Raw genomic sequence first — 1,012 nt, forward strand, 5'->3', positions numbered from 1 at the left:
CCCGTACGCGGAGACGGACCTGAGCGTGGTCCGGGCCGCCGACGCCAAGGGCGGGGTGCGCGTCGCGCTGCTCGGCCACCGGGCCGGGCGGGCCGCCGTGCTGCAGGGGGAGCTGGAGCGGCTGTTCGGCCCGTGCACCTCGTTCACCTCGGTGCCCTCGGTCGAGAAGCCCGGCGAGAAGCCGGGGAAGAAGGTGCCGGTCCGTACGAGGCACCGGCTGAACCGGGAGGACACGCCCACGCCCGAGGGAGCGGACGCGGCGATCGGATTCACCCTCACGAATGAATCCGGTTCCGCCGTACTGGCCCGGCGCGCCCTGCTGGTCCGGGTCGGTCCGGCCCTCGCGGTGTTCACCACCTCCGGGGTCGCCCCCGAGCCGGCCCCCGTGCCGGACGTACGGGTCGTCCGGCAGCAGGTGGCCAAGCTGCGGGCCGCGCAGGCGGGGTAGCGGGGCTCTAGGCCATGTCTGACAATTAGCGTCGCGCGCCCGGCGGGAATTGTCAGACAGGCCTTAGCGCGCTCCCGCTTCCGAGTGGGTGGCGACCAGGTGTTCCAGCCGGGTGAGGGCGATCCGGCGGAGTTCGTCCGCCGCGATCAGCCGTTCCTCGTCCGGGTCGTTGGCCAGTCGGGTGCGGATCGAGGAGAGCACGGTGTCGAGCAGTTCCTCCGGGTCGACCCCGTCCAGGCAGACCACGAACACGTGGCCGAAGCGGGCCTCGTACGCGGCGTGGGCCGCCCGCAGTGCGGTGTGCGCGGCCTGGCTGCCCGGGGCCCGCATGCCGAGCAGGGGCTGCGGCATCCAGCTCTCGTCGGCCAGGGCCTCGGCCAGGTCGGCCGGGCGGAGGTCGTAGGAGGCCTCGCTGGCCGCGGCCAGCAGGGACTCTATGTCGGGGTACGGCCGGTGCGCGGTGAGCCGTAGGGCCCAGCGGTGGCTGCCGCAGCAGGCCAGGAGGGCCTCCTCGGCCGCGCCGGCGTCGGCCTCGTTGAAGCGGTGCAACCCGAGGAGGGTCGG

The 1,012-nt window shown here is 74.1% G+C and carries 2 protein-coding genes; one reads left to right on the top strand and one right to left on the bottom strand.

Going from position 1 to position 1,012, the window contains the following annotated elements:
* The coding region (locus tag J0670_RS38680) for a hypothetical protein (RefSeq protein ID WP_207817445.1) at nucleotides 1-448 on the top strand (448 nt) is incomplete at its 5' end.
* 63 nt (nucleotides 449-511) lie between these two features.
* Here the strand turns inward: J0670_RS38680 and J0670_RS38685 are convergent.
* On the bottom strand, nucleotides 512-1,012 hold a 501-nt coding region (locus J0670_RS38685; protein ID WP_307806883.1), incomplete at its 5' end, for a 2-oxo-4-hydroxy-4-carboxy-5-ureidoimidazoline decarboxylase.

This window comes from Streptomyces sp. FH025, from assembly GCF_017427025.1.
Taxonomy (GTDB): domain Bacteria; phylum Actinomycetota; class Actinomycetes; order Streptomycetales; family Streptomycetaceae; genus Kitasatospora.